The 17039-nt window shown below is 37.2% G+C and carries 15 protein-coding genes; all 15 read left to right on the top strand.

All coding sequences use genetic code 11. The features are described from left to right. The first annotated feature begins 125 nt into the window (after nucleotides 1-125). Complete coding sequence (locus AB3H93_RS12505; protein ID WP_010718716.1) at nucleotides 126-653, top strand: hypothetical protein; 528 nt, start codon at nucleotides 126-128, stop codon at nucleotides 651-653. 472 nt (nucleotides 654-1125) lie between these two features. Beyond that, a complete protein-coding gene (locus tag AB3H93_RS12500; protein WP_368020643.1) occupies nucleotides 1126-1860 on the top strand; it encodes a glycerophosphodiester phosphodiesterase in 735 nt (244 codons plus the stop codon). A 7-nt stretch (nucleotides 1861-1867) separates the two neighbouring features. After that, nucleotides 1868-2794: a tRNA (adenosine(37)-N6)-dimethylallyltransferase MiaA gene (gene miaA / locus AB3H93_RS12495; protein WP_368020642.1), complete on the top strand. Its 927-nt coding sequence runs from the start codon at nucleotides 1868-1870 to the stop codon at nucleotides 2792-2794. Next, on the top strand, nucleotides 2784-4016 hold the full coding sequence (gene hflX, locus AB3H93_RS12490; RefSeq protein WP_034698955.1) for a GTPase HflX: 1233 nt from the start codon (nucleotides 2784-2786) through the stop codon (nucleotides 4014-4016). Before miaA ends, hflX begins: the two co-directional genes overlap by 11 nt. Nucleotides 4017-4220: 204 nt before the next feature. Continuing rightward, nucleotides 4221-4613 carry a MerR family transcriptional regulator gene (locus AB3H93_RS12485; protein WP_010718712.1) on the top strand — a complete coding sequence of 131 codons (393 nt, stop codon included), beginning with the start codon at nucleotides 4221-4223 and terminating at the stop codon, nucleotides 4611-4613. A 30-nt stretch (nucleotides 4614-4643) separates the two neighbouring features. After that, nucleotides 4644-5984, top strand: coding sequence for a type I glutamate--ammonia ligase (gene glnA / locus AB3H93_RS12480; protein WP_010718711.1), 1341 nt, complete (start codon nucleotides 4644-4646; stop codon nucleotides 5982-5984). Between the two features lie 828 nt (nucleotides 5985-6812). Beyond that, nucleotides 6813-7532 (top strand): hypothetical protein, encoded by a 720-nt coding sequence (locus AB3H93_RS12475; RefSeq protein ID WP_368020641.1) that lies wholly within the window; start codon nucleotides 6813-6815, stop codon nucleotides 7530-7532. Continuing rightward, entirely contained in the window at nucleotides 7513-8337 is an 825-nt protein-coding gene (locus AB3H93_RS12470) for a hypothetical protein (RefSeq protein ID WP_368020640.1), read from the top strand. Before AB3H93_RS12475 ends, AB3H93_RS12470 begins: the two co-directional genes overlap by 20 nt. 327 nt (nucleotides 8338-8664) lie before the next feature. Continuing rightward, nucleotides 8665-10275 carry a CTP synthase gene (locus tag AB3H93_RS12465; protein ID WP_010718709.1) on the top strand — a complete coding sequence of 537 codons (1611 nt, stop codon included), beginning with the start codon at nucleotides 8665-8667 and terminating at the stop codon, nucleotides 10273-10275. 269 nt (nucleotides 10276-10544) lie between these two features. Continuing rightward, nucleotides 10545-11414: a class II fructose-bisphosphate aldolase gene (locus AB3H93_RS12460; RefSeq protein WP_010718708.1), complete on the top strand. Its 870-nt coding sequence runs from the start codon at nucleotides 10545-10547 to the stop codon at nucleotides 11412-11414. 222 nt (nucleotides 11415-11636) lie between these two features. Further along, on the top strand, nucleotides 11637-12908 hold the full coding sequence (locus tag AB3H93_RS12455) for a UDP-N-acetylglucosamine 1-carboxyvinyltransferase (protein WP_010718707.1): 1272 nt from the start codon (nucleotides 11637-11639) through the stop codon (nucleotides 12906-12908). Next, on the top strand, nucleotides 12905-14200 hold the full coding sequence (gene rho, locus AB3H93_RS12450) for a transcription termination factor Rho (protein WP_010718706.1): 1296 nt from the start codon (nucleotides 12905-12907) through the stop codon (nucleotides 14198-14200). Before AB3H93_RS12455 ends, rho begins: the two co-directional genes overlap by 4 nt. Before the next feature lie 97 nt (nucleotides 14201-14297). Next, nucleotides 14298-14561: a type B 50S ribosomal protein L31 gene (locus AB3H93_RS12445; RefSeq protein WP_010718705.1), complete on the top strand. Its 264-nt coding sequence runs from the start codon at nucleotides 14298-14300 to the stop codon at nucleotides 14559-14561. Nucleotides 14562-14794: 233 nt separating this feature from the next. After that, nucleotides 14795-16321: a M60 family metallopeptidase gene (locus AB3H93_RS12440; protein WP_368020639.1), complete on the top strand. Its 1527-nt coding sequence runs from the start codon at nucleotides 14795-14797 to the stop codon at nucleotides 16319-16321. 250 nt (nucleotides 16322-16571) lie between these two features. Continuing rightward, entirely contained in the window at nucleotides 16572-17036 is a 465-nt protein-coding gene (locus AB3H93_RS12435; RefSeq protein WP_053765737.1) for a PTS sugar transporter subunit IIA, read from the top strand. The last annotated feature ends 3 nt before the right edge of the window (nucleotides 17037-17039 follow it).

Below are 17039 nucleotides of genomic sequence, written 5' to 3'. Positions count from 1 at the left end.
TCTACCTAAAAAGTAGTATACATTCTTGGTCAATAAAGGTCAAATAAAAAAATTTTAGAAAATAGTCTGTGCTTGCACGTTTATGTTATGATGAAATAGAAGAATACAGCAAGGAGGAACACTAATTGGTAGTTGGCATCGTAGGCTTAATTGGCGTTTTATTAGGAGCTATTTTAGTATATATCGGGATGGTTGTTCAGATGCGCCATCTTGAAAACAAAGAGCAACGAAGACGGGAGTTAGAATTAAAAGTCAAAGAGATTGAGACTTTGAATCAACTCAATAAAAAGATCAATGAAATCTTGCAAAAAAGAGCAACACTGTTAGATGAATATGTCAGCTTTGATGCATTTGATGATTGTTATATCACTATTGATGATTTTGCTTATTTACAGTCATTTGCTGCACAAAATAATTTTTATCTTCCAAATTACATCTTAGAGGAGTTGTTTAAAAACATTGCGCACCGTAAAGTCGTTCTTTCTCCTGACGAAACGATGAAAATAGGCGGTTATGCTTATAAAGGTGGACGTGTGATCTTAGAAAACTTCACGGATAATCTGACGGAAATGATCAATGAAAAAAAAGCGCAATTAAAAAGTGTCACGCGACAACCCATTGGCTTTTTCTCAAATGATAATGTGTGGAGCTAATTGTTTTTTGAGTTGAGATCGAAGAGGATCAAAAAACTTTTATAATTTGTAAAGGCAAGGTTGTGACAGAATTGTCTAGCTTTTAGAAATAAGCCGAAAAATCCAAAAGTAGTTCCTTATATTTTTGGTTTTTTCGGCTTATTTTCGATAGAGGGAACACTATGAATGAGAGATTGTGAAAACAGCAGTTTGCCCTGAGTATGAAGAATGAAAATCTCGAAACAGCTCCCCATATTTTGAGATTTTTTGACTGATCGTCGAAGAACATCTTTAAGCGAATGAGAGAGGACTTTTTTATAGCTTTTCATATTTTAGAAAATCATCGCTTATTGCTGAGGAGTTCTTTATTGAATACCGTTTACTCATTTTTTAGAATGACAAGTCAACCTAATTCTTAGACATTCGAAGTATTACGACTTTTTCACAGCCTTTTTCCTATGGTACAATCAAGGAGACTGAAAGTGGTGATGAAATGGTTCAGATTTTTGCGCATCGTGGAAGTAGTGGTACCCATCCAGAGAATACATTGCCTGCGTTTGCCGAAGCTGTTCGAATAGGTGTAGATGGGATTGAACTAGATGTTCATTTGACGAAAGATGAGCAGATCGTGGTGATTCATGATGAGGAAGTGGATCGGACGACGGATGGCAAAGGATTGGTACGGGAAAAAACATTAGCAGAGATAAAAAAGTTGAATGCAGGAAAGTGGTTCAATACAGAGTTTCAGGCAACAAAAGTGCCAACTTTGAAAGAGGTCTTGCATCTTTTTTGGGAAATGAATTATCGTGGAACGGTAATGATCGAGATTAAAACAGATAAATATGAGTATGCTGGCATCGAAGAAAAAGTAGTTCAACAATTAAAAGCAGTGGAATGGCCTTTTCGACATGCGTACTGCAGTTTTAACTTTCATACATTGGAACGAGTAGTAAAAATTGATCCTCAGGCACAGCTGGATCTTCTTTTAAGTACGTCACAAAAGAAAGTACAGTTAGCTGAAGATACTCCTTGGATAGAAGGGATTCATCCTAGAGGTGACTGGTACTTGGAGCATTTGCCATCCATGGAGACATTCCCCAAATCGATCAGATGCTGGACCATCAACGACGACCAGCAGATGACACGATGTTTCGATCAACAACTAGATGCAATAATCACAGACTTTCCCCAAAAAGCATTTTGGATAAAACAAACAATGAAAAAGTAGGATGATAATGGAAAAAGTATTAGTAATCGTTGGACCTACAGCGGTAGGGAAAACAGCGCTTAGCGTGGAATTGGCTAAAAAATTTAACGGTGAAATTATTAGTGGGGATTCACTGCAAGTTTACAAGAAATTAGATATCGGAACAGCTAAAATAAAGACGTCAGAAATGGAAGGTATTCCCCATCATTTGATTGATATCATCGAACCGAATGAAACTTATTCCGTAGCAGATTTTCAAAAAGCTGGACGAAATTTGATCACAGAAATCACAGAACGTGGCCATTTGCCAATGATCGTTGGTGGAACAGGGTTATATATTCAATCTTTGCTTTATGATTTTCAATTGGGTGCAAAAGAGGAAAGCGTCACAGCAGTACGAAAAAAATATGAAGAATTAGCTGAAACACTCAGTAAAAAAGAACTTTGGGAGTATTTGAAAACAAAAGATCCGCTAGCAGCGGAAAAAATCCATTGGAATAACCAACGAAAAGTGATTCGAGCTTTAGAAGTATTTGAAGTGACTGGTTACAGTATCACAACACCGCAAGAGGAACCCGCACGTCTTTATGATTATTGTATGATTGGTCTTAATACCGAGAGAGCCTTGTTATACCAGCGCATCAATCAACGTGTAGATAGTATGTTAGAGGAAGGCTTATTAGAAGAAGCACGTTTTGTGTATGAACTTGGTGAAGTCCAAGCGAGTCAGGGCATTGGATACAAAGAATTCTATCCGTATTTTAAGGGAGAAGAATCTTTAGAAAACGTTGTGGAGCAGTTGAAGATGAACTCGAGACGGTATGCAAAACGACAATTGACATGGTTTCGTAATCGTCTTGATGCACATTGGTTTGATTTATTAGCAGAGTCCAGTAGTATGGAGCAAATTGATCAATTGATCAGAACGTGGTTGGAGGAAAAAGATGACGAATAAAAAAGAAAAAGTGATCATCGTAGGCGTTGAGACAGAACAGAATCAACGATACTTCACAGAGTCGATGGCAGAATTGAGCAAGCTGACCAATACAGCTTCTGGGGAAGTTGTATTTACATTGACGCAAAAACGACCGCAAGTCGATCGTCAAACCATTATCGGTAAAGGTAAATTACAAGAATTGATCCAACAAGCGGATGCTCATGAAGCGGATCTGATTATCTTTAACCATGAAATGACACCTCGGCAGAGTCAGCTAGTCTCAGAAGCAGTAGGAATCCCTATCATTGACCGAGTCCAGTTGATTTTAGATATTTTTGCCATGAGAGCCCGTTCGAAAGAAGGAAAGCTGCAAGTAGAGCTAGCACAATTAGAGTACCTTTTACCACGCTTAGCTGGACAAGGAAAGTCATTGTCTCGATTAGGTGGTGGAATCGGAACGAGAGGACCTGGGGAAACCAAGTTGGAAACGGATCGACGTCATATCCGTAATAAAATATTAGGGGTAAAACGTGAGTTGAAGGCTGTAGAAGCGCATCGAGCGAGAAACCGCCAAAAAAGACAGTCTAGTGAAATCTTTCAAATTGGTTTGATTGGGTATACCAATGCGGGGAAGTCAACCATTCTTAATTTGCTTACGCAAGCGGATACGTATTCTAAAGATCAGTTATTTGCTACTTTGGATCCCTTAACAAAGAAATGGCGATTTGCAGAAGGATTTGAGATTACGGTTACTGATACGGTTGGATTTATTCAAGATCTTCCGACACAATTAATTGATGCGTTCCATTCAACATTGGAAGAAAGTCAATCCATGGATCTATTGTTACATGTAGTTGATGCAAGTTCGCCAGATCGTATTTTGCAGGAGCAGACTGTATTACAGTTGATGGCGGAACTAAAGATGGAAGAGATGCCTGTATTAACAGTCTATAACAAAGCGGATCAAATTGATCCAGCCTTATTTACTCCCTCACTCTTTCCAAATGTATTGATATCGGCGCAAAGTACCGATGGGAAAGAAAAGCTAGTACAAGCGATCAAACAGCAGTTGTTGGAATTGATGGTGCCATACACGCTCTTTGTACCCAGTCAGGATGGGCAAACGTTAAGTGCTTTACGAAGACAAACCCTCGTTTTGAAAGAGCATTTTGTAGAAGAAAAAAATGGATATGAAGTAAAAGGATTTGCAAAGTCAACTTCTAAATGGCTGAATAGTTAAATGGTCGTTGTCTCTTTCTTATCAGAGTGACCTATGTATTTTCTTTTTTTTTTTAAAGTTAGAAAACTTGAGCAATGAATCGTTGCTCAAGTTTTTTTGTAAAAAAAACCAACTCTCATGTTAGAAAACCTGACATAAGCGGTTGACAGTAGTTTTTTTGATTGGTATACTTTACCCAACTTGTTAAACGAAAGGGGACGTCTGATGGGAGAAAAGGAATTGCGCCGTTCAATGTCTGTATTTCCAATTGGTACAGTAATGAAACTGACTGATTTATCCGCACGACAAATTCGTTATTATGAAGAACAAGATTTTGTTCATCCTGAAAGAAGCGAAGGAAATCGTCGAATGTATTCATTAAACGATATTGACTTGTTGTTAGAGATCAAAGATTATCTTTCTGATGGATTAAATATGGCTGGTATCAAACGAGTTTACGAAATGGCTCAAGCCAAAAAACAGGAAGAAAAGAGCAAAAAACCGCTAACTGATCATGACGTTCGACAAATTTTTCGTGATGAGATATTGGCGCAAGGTGGGCTAAGTAAAACTGGGCATTATCAGTCGCAAGGAATGCAACGACAATTCTTTGACTGAATAATATAAAGAAAAAGAAAGAGGGATACCATGGTAAAGAAACAAATAACTGGTGATGAAATTAAACGAATCATTGAAGAAGAGAACGTTCGATTTTTAAGATTAATGTTCACAGATATCTTAGGAACGATCAAAAATGTCGAAGTACCCGTTAGTCAAATCGATAAAGTACTTGAAAACAAAATGATGTTTGATGGTTCTTCGATCGAAGGTTTTGTTCGGATTGAAGAAAGCGATATGTATTTGTATCCTGATCTTTCAACATGGATGATCTTCCCTTGGGAAAGTGATCATGGCAAAGTAGCTCGTTTGATTTGTGATATCTATAACCCAGATGGCACACCTTTTGCAGGTGATCCACGCGGGAATTTGAAACGTGCATTAAAAGATATGCGCAACCTTGGATTTACCTCTTTCAACTTAGGTCCAGAACCAGAATTCTTCTTATTTAAGTTAGATGAAGATGGTGGAATCACGACCACGTTAAACGATAAAGGTGGATATTTTGATTTTGCACCAACAGATTTAGGTGAGAACTGTCGTCGTGATATTGTTTTAGAATTAGAAAGCCTTGGGTTTGAAGTAGAAGCTTCTCACCACGAAGTAGCTCCTGGGCAACATGAGATTGATTTTAAATATGCAGACGTTGTGGATGCTTGTGACAATATTCAAACATTCAAACTAGTCGTTAAAACAATTGCTCGTAAACATGGGTTACACGCAACGTTCATGCCTAAACCATTATTCGGGATCAATGGTTCGGGGATGCACTGTAATATGTCCTTGTTCAATGATGAAGGAAATGTCTTTTATGACAAAGATGGCGATTTAGAACTTAGCCAAACAGCGTATCATTTCCTAGGTGGGCTATTGAAACATGCTCGTGCCTATACAGCGGTTTGCAATCCTACGGTCAACTCATATAAACGTTTAGTTCCTGGCTATGAAGCACCAGTATATGTGGCATGGAGCGGTCGTAATCGTTCACCATTAGTCCGTGTTCCAGAATCACGTGGCTTATCCACACGTTTGGAATTGCGTTCAGTTGATCCATCTGCTAACCCATATCTAGCAATGGCTGTTTTATTACAAGCTGGATTAGATGGCGTTCGTAATGAAATCACACCACCAGCAGCGGTGGACCGAAATATTTATGTGATGAACGAAGAAGAACGAGAAGAAGCCCACATTCAAGATCTTCCTTCAACGATCCATAATGCAATCAAAGAATTAAGAAAAGACAAAGTGATGATCGATGCATTGGGACAACATATCTTTTCGAACTTTGTCGAAGCAAAACGCTTAGAATGGGCAGCCTTTAGACAAACTGTTTCAGAATGGGAAAGAGAACAATACTTGGAATTATATTGATTATCGCTTCCCCATTAGAATACGAATAATTGGAGTTGGAGAGATCAATCTCACCTCATTCTAAAAACGAGTAAATGGGTTTTTAGCATCAGCTCCTTGAAATAAGCCTGAATTTTTCAAAACGTGAGAAGCTGTTTTAAAAAATACTTTCTTATTGTCATCGAAGCTGACCGATGTTTTCACGACCTCTGATTCACAACCTTCTTATGCTTGATAAACAGGACAATAAGCCAAAATTTTACGAAAAATGAGTACGACTGAAAAGAAAGACAGTTTGCTTGAACTGATTTCTTAGTCGCTGAAGACTTATTTTAGGAAATTTTGGCTTATTTTGTTCGTGCATGGTTTAGTGAGAGCAAAATAGATATGGGACAACAAAAAACTCCTGAAGAATACACTTCAGGAGTACGAGAATGAGAAACGGATGATGTTAAGTTATTCTGAATCACAAATAACTGGTTGGATTGTGTAATGAAATCATTCTCTACGAGTAGTATACAGCTATTTCTGATTGAAATTTTTTTTAAAATTTTAATGGAAAGAAAATTATTTGCAAAATATGAATAACACACCTATTCTATAGTATAAAAAATTTTTTTCATTTTTTTTGTGTGTAGAATTTTCCTAAGAATATTCTTGTTTTACAGTGATTATTGCACTCCTGGTTGATACGCACAAGTAAAAAATGAGTTCATTGAAGATTGTATATGATGATAAATAATTGAATCTTTTTAATTTGAGCACATTTATTTCTTCTGGGAGGAAAATTAGGAGTGCTCAAATTAAAGTTATTGCCTTATTATTATATTATAAAGGAGGCATAAATTTATGAATGAAGTTGAATTAGATCAAATAATCAAAGATATGAATAAAGAATTAGAGGAAGATGAAGAAAATATATTTGTATTAGACCTACGTACTTATTCTAAAGATGAAATCAATTACGTAGTAGATCGTCTTAATCTAAATGATCATATGCGTGAACAGGTTAGAAAATCACAAATTAATTCAATGGAAAAACATCAAGTGAAAAAAAAATATTTATTAAGAGAAGAAAAACTTAGAGCTGTTCATAGAAATTTAAACAAACAAAGTGAGGAAGTCCATTCATTCTCTGATCGCTCAAAGAGGATAGATACAGTTGTTGTATCTATCAATCAATTGATTCATGATCCGGAAATTAATGCTATTCGACCGATAGACGAGTCTGAGATAAGTGAGGCATTATACATCTTCTTTGAAAAAAACTATTTTACACCAGATGAAATAAATTCAACTATTGATAAGCTAGAACTAGCAAATAAAGAAAATTTTCGTGAAACACTTAGAAAAACGGAGATTGAACAAGAACCTCGACGTAAAATCAAGTTTTTAAAAAAAGAACGAAAGCAAAAAATTAACGAAATGGTGCAACAGTCGATGACAGATTCTTCAAGGACATTCACAGAGGTTGCAGAAAGTCTTAAAAAAATGTATTCAGAATTACCTTACAAAGTTAATGAGGCTGATTTAAGTGAGGATATAGGATTTGTATATAGAAACGTTTAAGATGAAACCTAATGATATTGGTTCTTTCGTGGACTTGTTTGACCTCCATCCTGATACTCGTAATGAAATTAAAGAATCTCAAAAGAAAAGAATTGAGGGTATGAAAGCAAGTAGGGATGTTGGACTTTCAAGAAAAATAGAGGAGTTGAGAATACGCCGTCCTGTTACCCTGATACAGGATATCACTTCAGTACTTCGTGAGCAAATGAATGACCCAGTTATTCCACTTGTACAACACGAGGTTGTATCTATATTAGAAGCGAATTTAGATACACGACATAGTATAACAATAGAAGGTACTTCAAGACGTGTTTTGCCTCTTAGGCAGAATGAATATAGGGAAATTATACATAATCTTGGTTTGAGCGTGGAAAACGTAAATGAACGTTGGCAGGTTAACCGCCATGCTGTAGAACTGCTGACTAACTATGCTGAATTCAATATGTTACAGCATCCACAAACAGATCTTGTGCATGGCAATCCACAGGAACTTTCAAACCTTGAATTATATAAAAGAGAATTTAGAGAGTTGGTTAAAGAAAGTGTAGGCAAGGTGGGAACTAAAGCTGAAGATAAATCAGGTTTTCAAGCTGAAATTTCTAATTTGACCCCCGAACAACAGGAACAGGTAATGAAAAAAGTGGAGGATTTGAAGAAAAGAAGACAAGAAAACTGGAAACAATTAGATGTAGAAAAATTGTTACCGTTAAAAAATAGGACAGAAAAATTCAATGCTGCAGGAACGAGAAGTACAAACACATCTGAAAAACAAGGACAAAAATCTTCTAGAGATCATCAAAGATAGTCTAGTGAATGAGTAAAGAAGTCGTATGGCTAATCGTTCTTACTAAAAGAATGAGTGTACCATTTTTCGTGCAGTTTTTTATTAGAGAGTGAACTACCTGTTTTCATTTATCAATGACGTTGGATTATTCTTATGATTAACGACATCTGCAACGTTAAATTAGAGGCTTGACTTTCTTCAAATTTGCTTGTAGTATACTCATTGGGCACCCTTTTAAAGGGTCAGAAGTTCACAGAAATTTTGCTCCCTATTCTAACTAGAATAGGGAGCTTTGTTCATTTTCTGGGACTTTTCCTGCAGATAAAAGAAGAAGGAGTTTTTGAACTTATGACAAAATACATTTTTGTAACGGGCGGCGTAGTTTCATCGATTGGTAAAGGAATCGTTGCAGCTTCTTTAGGTCGTTTGTTGAAAAATCGTGGCTTAAAAGTAACCATCCAAAAATTTGATCCCTACATCAACGTAGACCCGGGAACAATGAGTCCGTACCAACACGGAGAAGTTTTTGTAACAGACGACGGAGCAGAAACTGATTTGGATCTAGGCCATTATGAACGTTTTATCGATATCAATTTGAACAAATACTCCAATGTTACTACAGGGAAAATTTATTCAGAAGTACTTCGTAAAGAACGAAAAGGGGAATACTTAGGAGCAACTGTTCAAGTCATCCCTCATATCACTAATGAAATCAAAGAGAAAATCATGCGTGCGGCAAAAATGACTGATTCAGACGTGATCATCACTGAAGTTGGCGGAACAGTCGGCGATATCGAATCTTTACCATTTCTAGAAGCACTACGCCAAATGAAGGCGGATGTTGGTGCTGATAACGTGATGTATATCCACACCACATTGATTCCTTACCTAAAAGCTGCTGGAGAAATGAAAACTAAACCAACTCAACATAGCGTGAAAGAATTACGTGGTTTAGGCATCCAACCTAATATCTTGGTGGTTCGAACAGAGCAACCTGTTTCACAAAATGTGAAAAATAAATTAGCACAATTTTGTGACGTAGAACCCGAAGCAGTGATTGAGTCACCAGATGTGGACACACTTTACTCTATTCCATTGCTTTTACAAAAACAAGGGATGGATCGCATTGTTTGTGAACATTTGAAACTAGAAACGCCAGAAGCTGATATGGAAGAATGGAAACAATTAGAAGAAAAAGTATTGAATCTGAAGAAAAAAGTCCGAATTGCTTTAGTAGGTAAATATGTAGAATTACCAGATGCTTATATCTCAGTTGTTGAAGCGTTGAAACATTCAGGCTTTGCTTTTGATGCGGATATCGAACTTGACTGGATCAAGGCTCAAGATCTAACCAAAGAAAATGTTGCAGAATATTTGAAAGATGCAGATGGTATCTTAGTACCTGGTGGCTTTGGCGATCGTGGGGTCGAAGGAAAAATTGAAGCGATCCGTTACGCTCGTGAAAATGATGTGCCTTTCTTAGGGATTTGTTTAGGCATGCAAATGGCGTGTGTTGAGTTCGCTCGTAATGTGGTTGGTTTGGAAGATGCTGCTTCAGCAGAAACTACACCAGAAACAACAAATAATATCATTGATTTGATGGCAGACCAAGAAAATATCGAAAACTTAGGTGGAACGTTACGTCTAGGTCTTTACCCATGTAAAATTAAAAAAGGAACGAAAACAGCCGAAGCTTATGACGGAGCCGATGTAGTACAAGAACGTCACCGTCATCGTTATGAATTCAACAATAAATACCGTCAATTATTTGAAGAAAAAGGATTAGTATTCTCAGGTGTTTCTCCTGATAATCGTTTAGTGGAAATCGTGGAATTAACAGAGAAAAAATTCTTTGTTGGTTGTCAATTCCATCCAGAATTGATCTCAAGACCAAATCGCCCACAAAAATTGATCAAAGGATTTGTCGGAGCTGCTTTGTCTGAACGTGAAGGAAAATAAGCGGGACAAATACGCTTTTAATGTTTCAGATGAATTTAGAGAAAACAGTTATAAATAAATTGTTATTGTTTGAACAATAAAAAACGATAAACTAGCCATTTTTGACTAAATCAGCCAACTGAAAACCTTATTTTTTGCAAAAAAGTTCTTGAAAATTTTCATTTTCATTGATTTTAGTAGAAAACTCTGAAAATGTTTGGTAAAATAGGTTCGTTGGTTAAGGATAGTCTTAACAAATTTAGTTTTACAAAACTTAGGAGGAATTTATTATGCCAGTAGTATCAGGAGCTGAATTTTTAAAAGCTGCTCGTAAAGGCGGTTACGCTGTCGGCGGATTCAATACAAATAACTTAGAATGGACTCAAGCAATCCTTGAAGCAGCTGAAGCAAAACAAGCACCAGTACTTATCCAAACTTCAATGGGTGCGGCTAAATACATGGGCGGCTACAAAGTTGCTAAAGATATTATTTGTGACTTAGTTGAATCAATGAACATCACTGTTCCTGTTGCCATCCACTTAGACCATGGTGACTATGATGCAGCTATGGAATGTATCGAAGTAGGCTATACTTCAGTTATGTTTGACGGTTCTCACTTACCATTTGAAGAAAACTTGAAATTAGCGAAAGAAGTTGTAGAAAAAGCTCACGCTAAAGGAATTTCTGTTGAATGTGAAGTTGGTTCAATCGGCGGAGAAGAAGATGGAATCATCGGTAACGGTGAATTAGCAGATATCGAAGAATGCAAACAAATGGTTGCTACAGGAATCGACTACCTAGCATGTGGTATCGGTAACATCCATGGTCAATATCCAGAAAACTGGAATGGTTTAGCATTTGATCATTTACAAGCAATCGCTGATGCTGTAGGTCCAGATATGCCTTTAGTATTACATGGTGGATCAGGTATTCCTCAAGAACAAATCCAAAAAGCAATTTCAATGGGTGTTTCTAAAGTAAACGTAAATACTGAATTCCAATTATCATTTGCTAAAGCTACTCGTGAATATATCGAAGCTGGCAAAGATAAAGAAGGAAAAGGTTTTGACCCTCGTAAATTGTTAGCACCAGGTAAAGCTGCAATCATTAAAGATGCAGAAGAACACATTGATTGGTTCGGTTCAGCTAACAAAGCTTAATTAATCGATTAAGAATGCCGTAAAACAGGTTCAACCTGTTTTGCGGTTTTTTTTTTCGCAAATTGATAATCGTTCACTTTGATAAACATTTGTCCATCTTTTTTCAGAATAGACCTTTGATTTTTGAGGAAATAAAAAAGAATGGGAACTCGTTTCTTTATTTCATCTATGATAAAATACAAGCATGTGTAATAAAATTGAACAATAACAAGGTGGAAATCAATGAAAAAAATCATAATTGAAGGAAATCGTCCGTTAACTGGTGAAGTAACGATCAGTGGGGCTAAAAATAGTGCAGTGGCTTTGATTCCTGCAGCGATTTTAGCAGATTCTCCGGTTATTTTAGAAGGCGTACCTGATATTCAGGATGTTCATTCACTAATCGAAATTTTAGAAATCATGGGAGCAAAAATCCATTTTTCACAAAATATTTTAGAAATTGATCCCCGCGGTATCGTCTCTGTGCCCATGCCAAGTGGTAAGATCAATAGTCTACGGGCTTCCTATTATTTTATGGGGGCACTGCTTGGAAAATTTGGTGAGGCAGTGGTTGGTTTGCCAGGTGGTTGCTACTTAGGACCACGACCAATTGATTTACATGTCAAGGGTTTCGAAGCATTAGGTGCTTCAGTCAACAATGAACATGGTGCAATGTATTTACGGACCGACCAACAGGGATTACAGGGAAATCGGATTTTCATGGATGTCGTTTCAGTCGGTGCAACGATTAATGTGATGCTGGCTGCTATTAAAGCGAAAGGTCAGACAGTAATCGAAAATGCCGCTCGTGAACCAGAGATCATCGATGTTGCTACTTTGTTAAATAATATGGGTGCCAAAGTGCGAGGAGCAGGGACGGATGTGATCCGGATCGAAGGTGTAGACAAACTCCATGGTTGTCGCCATTTCATGATCCCTGATCGAATCGAAGCAGGGACTTATCTAGCGCTTGCTGCAGCAGCAGGAAATGGTGTTAAGATCAAAAATGTGATTTACGAACATTTAGAAAGTTTTATTGCTAAACTTCAAGAAATGGGCGTAAACATGACAATTAGAGAAGATGAGATTGAAGTGTTTCCGTCTAAAGAGTTAAAAGCGGTGAATGTGATGACTTATCCATATCCTGGGTTTGCAACAGACTTACAACAACCATTGACTCCCCTCTTATTAATGACCAAAGGAACAGCTGAAATCACAGATACGATCTATGCTAAACGTGTGAATCATGTGCCTGAATTAGCACGTATGGGTGCTGATATATCAGTGGAAGGGAATTTGATCATTACAAATGGACCAAATAAACTTCATGGAACAGAGGTAGTCGCTTCTGACCTTCGAGCAGGTGCTTGTTTAGTTATTGCAGGTCTCATGGCTGAAGGAACAACTACTATTTATAACGTAGAATATATTTTACGTGGTTATGATCATATTATTGAAAAATTGACGGCATTAGGTGCTGAAATCCAAATGGTGGAGGAAGTGGAAGCTGAATGAGTGATTATTTAACGATGGCGGAACTGGAAAATAAGACATTAAAAGAGGTCTACAGTTACGCAAAAGAATTTAAGATTCCTTATTATAGCAAAATGAATAAAAAAGAATTATCTTTAGCTGTGATTCGGGCGCAAGCAGAAAAACAAGGGTTTTATTATATGGAAGGAATCTTAGATATCGTTGGACAAGATGGGTATGGATTTTTACGACCAATCAATTATGGGCCAAGTGTAGAAGATATCTATATCTCTGCTTCACAAATAAGACGGTTTAGTTTGCGAAATGGAGATAAAGTAGCAGGAAAGGCTCGCCCACCTAAAGAGTCAGAACGTTATTATGGGTTGATGCACGTGGAAAGTGTAAATGGAAAAGACCCAGAAGAAGCCAAAGAACGTCCGCATTTTCCAGCTTTGACACCTCTGTATCCTCAAGAACAGCTTAGGTTAGAAACAACCTCTCAAAGACTAGCAACAAGAATGATCGATATCTTCTCACCAGTAGGTTTTGGTCAACGTGGCTTGATCGTAGCACCTCCTAAAGCCGGAAAAACTTCTGTGTTAAAGGAAATCGCCAATGGAATCACTGAAAATCATCCAGAAGTAGAACTGATCGTTCTTCTGATCGATGAACGCCCAGAAGAAGTCACGGATTTGGAACGCAGTGTCAAAGGAGATGTCGTTTCATCTACTTTCGATTTACAACCACAAAATCATACAAGGGTATCTGAGTTGGTTCTGGAAAGAGCGATGCGTTTAGTCGAAGATAAACGAGATGTCGTGATCTTGATGGACAGTATTACCCGATTAGCTAGAGCTTACAATTTAGTCGTACCGCCAAGTGGTCGTACATTGAGCGGGGGAATCGATCCAGCCGCACTATATAAACCAAAAAAATTCTTCGGAGCAGCTAGAAATATCGAAGAAGGTGGAAGCTTGACGATCTTAGCAACTGCCTTAGTCGATACGGGTAGCCGAATGGATGATGTGATCTATGAAGAGTTTAAAGGAACAGGGAATTTAGAACTTCAACTGTCTCGTGAACTATCTGAGCGTCGTATCTTCCCTGCCATTGATATCAAGAAATCTGGTACGAGAAAAGAAGAGCTTCTAATGCCAGAAGATCAATTAGAAGAAATTTGGAAGTTACGAAAGAATATGGTCGGCGATTCATTGGAATACACCGAACAATTGATCCGTTTTTTAAGAAAAACCAAAAACAATCAACAATTTTTCAAAGAATTCCAAGATGTCTCGTTCGGTAAAAAAAATCAAACAAGAAATCTAAAAAGATAATTGCAACGTTGTTAGAAACATGTTAAGATGTTACTGTTGTATATCGACAAATCAACTCTGGTTCAGCAAATGGGTCAGGGCAAAGGAGCGAAAACGCATGAAAGAAAACATCCATCCAGATTACCATCCAGTAGTGTTCTTGGATTCAACAACTGGCTTTAAATTCTTGTCAGGTTCAACAAAAACTTCACAAGAAACAGTTGAATGGGAAGACGGTAATACATACCCAGTCATCCGTGTCGAAGTTACTTCTGACTCACATCCATTCTATACTGGACGTCAAAAATTCACACAAGCAGACGGACGTGTGGACCGTTTCAACAAAAAATACGGTCTCAAAGACGCAAACGCTGCAGAATAATCAAAACATTGTTCATACGATGTTTAGCAGACTATCTGATAAGGGTAGTCTGTTTTTTTTTGTGTTTTCTGTTTCTGATAATCAAAAAATGCTCACTAAAAATTTATCATACCATATTATTTAAAAGTCTGATTTTCATTATTTCCTTCTGTTGGAAAAAAACGACAACATTTATAAAATAATGCATGTTAATGTTATATTATAAAGAAAAAATAACATTAAGGGGTGCTAATATGAGTAAGAAGAAAGCAATGATTTTGGGGTCTTTACTGTTCAGTATGGTTATTTTATCAAATGACCTAAATGTTGAGGCAACAGTAAATGAACCGACTATTGGGACGGAAGTCGTTCTTTCAGAGCGAAGTAATGAAAACGTTTCAACGGTTTTGGATGCTTATCAAAGTGAGGATGTTGAGAGTTATCGGGAAGAAATCGGTAATTGGTTTGGTCCTAGTAGCAATCAATCTACAGGGATCTATAAACGTAAAAATGATACGATCGAAATTTATGTAGATGAAACGGCGCAACAACTACCGACGTATACGATTACCAGGGCTAGTCTGAAAGATTATCTCGAAGGGGCAACGAAAGGGAAACGACTAAATAGAGGAAGAAACGTCATTTCCGGTACCCAAGAAGGTGTGATCCATATCCAAAATGAATCCACTCGCATCACGCAACAAAAAACGAGAATTGAAATACGTGGTGGTATTACAATTCCACGTTTTATTCTAGGAAAAATGACCAATAAAGATTGGCAGAATGAAGTAAGAAATCATCCAAATGCACCTGCTTATGAATTGGTCAGTGATCGAGTTTTGGTTACAGGATCCGACAAAACAATTAATTATGTGAAGGACCCAACTAAAATTTTAACAACGAAAGAAAAAGTAATTGATCTTCACGATCAAACAGCCGGACTAGATAATAGCGCTACAATCCATCGTCAACCAACTGGCTTAGTTCAACATATGCGTGAAACGAGTGCCAGAGAAGATTATATGTACGCGTATGAACAACATACTGGTTTTAATTATGCAGATGGAATGAGAGTCTTGTTAGATCCAGACGGTTCCTCACAGTGGGGGATTTGGCATGAATTAGGTCATACCTATCAAATTGATGATATGGGTTGGGAGGATATGACCGAAGTGACCGTGAATATCTTTTCGATGCGGGTACAAAAAGCATTAGGGCAGCGTAGTCGTTTAGAAGAAGATCGCGTATATACGGATATTTTCAATTATTTGAATCGCAGTCAATCGAAAAATTTTGATAAACAAGATGAATTTGTTCGACTAGGAATGTTTTGGCAGCTGGAATTAGCATTTGGCAGCGACTTCTATCCTAAACTACATCAGTTATACCGTGAAGAAAGTCCACAGCTATGGACAGAACAAGACAAGCGACAACATTTTATCTTATCTGCTTCAAAGATCAGTAACAAAAATCTAACGCCATTTTTTGAAAAATGGGCTATCGAAGTTACTGATGATACTAAAAAAGAATTAGCAAGACTACCAAAATTAACGAAGAAAATCTGGGAATATCGTGATGAAATGAAAGGTGATGTAGGAAATATTACCGATGATGATAATAACAATGGCAACACGGAAGATCCTTCAATTGAAACTTGGGATAAAGATAAAGTGTATGTTGCTGGGGATATTGTCATGTATAAAGGTGTAAAATATCGTGCAAAATGGTGGAATACCGATAAAGTTCCTGGAGAAACGATTGACTGGGAAAGAATTGATTGATCATCAATAAACACAACGTATTTTGATTGTAACGGTCAAAATACGTTGTGTTTTATTTATATAAGGAACGCCTGAAACACATGAATCTCTAATTTTGATGAACGCTATCGATCATTTTTTTGACTGATTTTTTAAAATTTTGATCCATTTTTCGTTATTCGTTCAAAGCATTGAATGGCTGAATTAGGGATGCTATACTTGCCACAGTTATTAGAAAGCGTTAACAAATAGTGAAAGGAGGCTATATGGAGTGGAGATTAGTCAACTGATTTCAGAAGAATTGATTCTTTTCGATGACTCAATTCGATCAAAAAAATCATTATTTGAATGTATCGGTACTACACTTGAAACCACACATAGAGTAAAAAGTGCAAAAAAAATAATCAAAGCATTATTTAAAAGAGAAGAGGAAGTGCCTACAGGGATTGAAGCTGGATTTGGTATCCCACATGCTAAAAGCAAGGCTGTAATTACACCAACCATTTGTTTTGTTCGTAGCAGCCAGATTACAGAATATCTTGGCTTAGATGGGGAGCCAATTGCATATACTTTTGCAATCGTGGTTCCTGCAAACGCTGCTGACAGTCATCTTGAGATTCTCAGTGCGTTGTCAAGGCGATTAATTGATCCAAACTTTAGAAAACAAATCAAAGAAGCAAATTCAGCCTCAGAAATTATGACCGTTTTAAAAAATGAAGAAAAAGCAATCCGTTAAATG

This window comes from Enterococcus sp. C74 (genome assembly GCF_040887125.1).
Taxonomy (GTDB): Bacteria; Bacillota; Bacilli; order Lactobacillales; family Enterococcaceae; genus Enterococcus_B; species Enterococcus_B hirae.
Note: the sequence above shows the minus strand (reverse complement) of the source record. Positions and strands in the feature narration are given on the sequence as shown.

Bases quoted from the DNA above. Each gene is read 5' to 3' on its own strand.
- AB3H93_RS12500 (WP_368020643.1), top strand. From the start codon at position 1,126: ATGGTTCAGATTTTTGCGCATCGTGGAAGTAGTGGTACCCATCCAGAG.
- AB3H93_RS12455 (WP_010718707.1), top strand. From the start codon at position 11,637: ATGAAAAAAATCATAATTGAAGGAAATCGTCCGTTAACTGGTGAAGTA.
- AB3H93_RS12465 (WP_010718709.1), top strand. From the start codon at position 8,665: ATGACAAAATACATTTTTGTAACGGGCGGCGTAGTTTCATCGATTGGT.
- AB3H93_RS12460 (WP_010718708.1), top strand. From the start codon at position 10,545: ATGCCAGTAGTATCAGGAGCTGAATTTTTAAAAGCTGCTCGTAAAGGC.
- AB3H93_RS12485 (WP_010718712.1), top strand. From the start codon at position 4,221: ATGGGAGAAAAGGAATTGCGCCGTTCAATGTCTGTATTTCCAATTGGT.
- AB3H93_RS12440 (WP_368020639.1), top strand. From the start codon at position 14,795: ATGAGTAAGAAGAAAGCAATGATTTTGGGGTCTTTACTGTTCAGTATG.
- AB3H93_RS12445 (WP_010718705.1), top strand. From the start codon at position 14,298: ATGAAAGAAAACATCCATCCAGATTACCATCCAGTAGTGTTCTTGGAT.
- glnA (WP_010718711.1), top strand. From the start codon at position 4,644: ATGGTAAAGAAACAAATAACTGGTGATGAAATTAAACGAATCATTGAA.
- hflX (WP_034698955.1), top strand. From the start codon at position 2,784: ATGACGAATAAAAAAGAAAAAGTGATCATCGTAGGCGTTGAGACAGAA.
- AB3H93_RS12475 (WP_368020641.1), top strand. From the start codon at position 6,813: ATGAATGAAGTTGAATTAGATCAAATAATCAAAGATATGAATAAAGAA.
- miaA (WP_368020642.1), top strand. From the start codon at position 1,868: ATGGAAAAAGTATTAGTAATCGTTGGACCTACAGCGGTAGGGAAAACA.
- rho (WP_010718706.1), top strand. From the start codon at position 12,905: ATGAGTGATTATTTAACGATGGCGGAACTGGAAAATAAGACATTAAAA.